This is a genomic window from Vibrio sp. 03_296 (genome assembly GCF_002265885.1).
Genome location: NZ_NPKW01000260.1, coordinates 1 through 366, shown reverse-complemented (window position 1 = coordinate 366; position 366 = coordinate 1). Strand labels below are relative to the sequence as shown.

The window sequence follows — 366 nt, the reverse complement described above, 5'->3', positions numbered from 1 at the left end:
AAGGCACCAAGAATTTGCCAAAATCTGCATTGTGAGTTCTCTATCTATGAATTTTCCCGTCATTGACGGTCATATAGTGCTGGAAGCACGGATTTCCTTTATGATAAGGCAATCATTTTTTCACCATGGCCATCATCGAGCCATCGAGCAGCAGTGACATAGGATAGTTCCTTTAATGCAACATTTCTCCCGGACATTTTTAGCGGCTTCAATTGCCACCGCTCTGTTTGCCCCCTACGCTCAAGCTGAAGCGATATTAAACAACAGTGTGCAGGAAATGCCCACTACAGATCAATGCTTGGTCGACACTGAAAAAAATGATGCGAATGCTGAAATCGTGATTCAAGCGGATAACCTGCAAGCCAT

1 protein-coding gene is annotated in these 366 nt (G+C 44.0%); it reads left to right on the top strand.

Going from position 1 to position 366, the window contains the following annotated elements; genetic code table 11:
• Positions 1-175 precede the first annotated feature (175 nt).
• A partial coding sequence (locus CIK04_RS23825; RefSeq protein ID WP_142995002.1) for a hypothetical protein occupies positions 176-366 on the top strand: 191 nt, incomplete at its 3' end.